The 3,160-nt window shown below is 41.3% G+C and carries 3 protein-coding genes; 1 reads left to right on the top strand and 2 read right to left on the bottom strand.

The annotated features are described in order from the left end of the window. Nucleotides 1-46 precede the first annotated feature (46 nt). A complete protein-coding gene (locus RDS42_RS13635) occupies nucleotides 47-643 on the top strand; it encodes a cytidylate kinase-like family protein (RefSeq protein WP_308784133.1) in 597 nt (198 codons plus the stop codon). 101 nt (nucleotides 644-744) lie between these two features. Here RDS42_RS13635 and RDS42_RS13630 read toward each other — a convergent pair whose 3' ends face one another. Together RDS42_RS13630 and RDS42_RS13625 are read right to left on the bottom strand one after the other, a co-directional pair. Continuing rightward, the gene (locus RDS42_RS13630; RefSeq protein ID WP_308784132.1) at nucleotides 745-1,845 is read right to left on the bottom strand and encodes a DUF362 domain-containing protein; all 1,101 of its coding nucleotides are present in this window, start codon (nucleotides 1,843-1,845) and stop codon (nucleotides 745-747) included. Between the two features lie 16 nt (nucleotides 1,846-1,861). Continuing rightward, nucleotides 1,862-3,151: a hemolysin family protein gene (locus RDS42_RS13625; protein ID WP_308784131.1), complete on the bottom strand. Its 1,290-nt coding sequence runs from the start codon at nucleotides 3,149-3,151 to the stop codon at nucleotides 1,862-1,864. Nucleotides 3,152-3,160 lie beyond the last annotated feature (9 nt).

Below are 3,160 nucleotides of genomic sequence, written 5' to 3'. Positions count from 1 at the left end.
AATTATGATATGATAAAGACATAGATATTAGGAGGGAGGACTACTTATGAGTAAACGTATTATCACTATCAATCGAATGTACGGCAGCGGCGGCCGTGTCATCGGCAAAGCTCTGGCAGAAAAACTTGGATTTGCCTTTTATGATAAAGAACTGATCGAACTGGCGGGAAAAGAAAAACAGATTCCTTTTGCCGAACTGGCAAAGGTAGATGAAAAAAAACCTCACCAATGGCGTTTTTCCGGTGACCATGATGTACAGATCACTCCTGATTTTTATACACTGCCTATGAATGATGTGCTGTATGATGCACAAAAGGAGATCATTCTTTCTCTTGCCGAAAAAGGGAACTGCGTCATTGTGGGCCGATGCGCCAACTATATCCTGAAAGAACGGTGTCTCAGCGTTTATATCCACGCTCCTTTTGATCTCCGTGTCCGCAACGTACAGGCACGGACCGGCCGTGAGGAAAAAAGCGCCCGCAAAATGGTAAAACGAATGGATAAAGAACGCCGCGCATATTATGAATTTTTTACAGATGCAAAATGGACGGATCTAAGTCAGTACGATCTTTGCATTGACAGCAGCCGTTTTACAGAAGATCAGATTCTTGAAATCCTTACTGAAGCTGCCCGGGACTTCTGATCATATTGAACCATATGTTCAAAGTATATTTTTAAACTTTAAGAAAAAGGATCGTGAAAAGCTGCTTTATCAAAAGCTGGTTTTTCATGATCCTTTTTTACTTATTTTTGATGATTTTCAATATAATCCTTCAAAAACTGATATACCTGATCTTCCACCGGAGGGCACCCTTCCAGATGATGACAGAAATTTCTGGTACAGCTGCCAATTCCAAGCTCCCCCGTTTTTCCTCGAAATCCTTGTCCGATATGGATTTTTTCATGGAGCCTGTCCAGAAGCCCCTCCTGTTTCAGCATATCCAGAGCCGGAATCAGATAACCGTAGCAGGCACTGCAGGATTCTACTTCTTCTACTGCATCTGCAACCTCTATCACTTTTCTGGATCTGGGAAGCTGTTTTTCCATATCTGAGCCGCAGACACGAATATCCGCCATGGTAATATCAGAGCAGCCAATTCCAAGTTTTCCTGCCATTTCTACATAAGGAACATCGGCAGTCTCATAATGCATCATATGACATACATAAGCATCTATCAATACCGGATCCCTGCCAACAAGCACCCGGTTCATCTCTACCGGATTTCCTCCATCTTCAAAATCCAGATCCCCACAAATATTATCCACCACAATAAAATCCTGATGAATTCCTGCGTTCAAATGGGCTATGGGCTTATGAAGCCCCAAAGAATGAAAACGCCTTTTTTCAGAATTAGGTATCAATCCTTTCATATTCTTAAGGGCACAGGTGATCTTTGTCTGACAGTGCCCTTTCAGCACCGGAACATTAATAAGAAAATCAATATCTTTCACCCCGGCACAGATATTCAGTTCCATACCACAGCAGTCTTCTGTATAGCCTTTGTCCTTCTGTGTATCATGAAATTTAATTTTATATGTATTGCAAATCTCATCATAACCACAGGCATAAAAAACATCCATGGTACGTTCTCCTACCCAGGATCCTTCGATCATGGTCAGATCATGAAAATCTTTTTCCTGCAGGTATTCTGCAATTCCGGCCAGAATTTCTCTGTGAGTAGTAGCTCCGTTGGAAGGATCAGAAGCAGAAACCATATTAGGTTTGATCCCGATTCGAAGTTTTTTGTCTCCGATCAGGTCTGCCAGCCTGCTTTCCTCCAACAGTTCCTTTGTCATTTCTTTATAATCTGTTCCATATTTGATAAAGATCTGATTTCTTTCCATTCTGAAATTCTCCCTGTTATTCATCCCTATCATTTCCGGAATCATAATAGCCTTCCGGAATATAAATATGGACGGCCTCTATACGATTTTTTTCTGTCGCATCTACCACCAGTTTCACACCATCTTCCGTTATATAAGACTCTCCTTCTTTCGGGAAATAATCTAATTTTTCAATGATGTATCCGCCAATGGAATCATAATCTTCCGAATCCAGTTTCAGCCCAAGTGCTTCATTCAGGTCATCCAGCTTCGCAGATCCCTGTGCTGTATATTCCCTGTCAGGAACAATTTCCTGCATATCCTCTACTTCATCTGCGTCATACTCGTCACGGATCTCACCGACGATTTCTTCCAGAAGGTCTTCCATTGTGATCATACCTGCCGTAGCACCGTATTCGTCCAGAACAATCACAAAATTAACAGAATACTGCTTCATTTCCATCAGAAGAGCAGCTGTACTTTTATGTTCATATGTGAAATACGGTTTCCGGAGAATATCACGAATGGAAAATTTTTCTTTCGGGTTCCAGAGAAGAAGATCCTTCATATTAATAGTTCCAATAATATTGTCCGTACTGTCTTCATAAACCGGATAACGTGTATATCCATCCTCCTTAAAACTGTCAAGGAGTTCCTCATAGGTGGCATTTACATCAATAAAGGACATATCGATTCTGGGCACCATCACATCTTTTGCTCTTGAATCGCCAAAATCAAACACATTGTAGATCATCTTTTTCTCTTCTGACTCAATTACCCCGTCCTCATGGCTTACATCTACGATGGTTCTCAGCTCCTGCTCTGTCATCGTGCTTTGTTTTCCCTTTGGATCGACTCCCAGTATATACAGAATACCATTGGACAGCCTGTTCACAATAAAGATTACAGGAGTAAGCACTTTCATAAGGAAATAAATAACCGGGGCATAAGACATGGACAGCTTTTCTGCATATAAAGTAGCCATGGTCTTAGGTGTGATCTCTCCAAAAAGCAGGACCAGCAAAGTCAGAATTCCTGTTGCGATTCCTACGAAGGCATTTCCCAATACCCGTGTTGTCCAGGTGGTAGCAAGAGAAGACGCAGACAGATTTACAATATTATTTCCAATCAGGATCGTGCTGAGAAGCTTTCCCGGATTGTCAATGATCTTCTGCAGGATCTTTGCTCTCTTATTTCCCTCGTTTACCAAAGACATAATATAAATTTTATTAACAGTTGTCATTGCTGTTTCTGCTGATGAAAAAAAAGCAGAAAGAAGCAGCAGGATCAAAAGTACGATCAATTGTATGACGTCGCCCGAATCCAAATAAATTCA

It is taken from the genome of uncultured Blautia sp. (assembly GCF_902497045.1).
Taxonomy (GTDB): Bacteria; Bacillota; Clostridia; order Lachnospirales; family Lachnospiraceae; genus Blautia_A.
This window is presented reverse-complemented; position numbering and strand designations above follow the sequence as displayed.

Bases quoted from the DNA above. Each gene is read 5' to 3' on its own strand.
- RDS42_RS13630 (WP_308784132.1), bottom strand. From the start codon at position 1,845: ATGGAAAGAAATCAGATCTTTATCAAATATGGAACAGATTATAAAGAA.
- RDS42_RS13635 (WP_308784133.1), top strand. From the start codon at position 47: ATGAGTAAACGTATTATCACTATCAATCGAATGTACGGCAGCGGCGGC.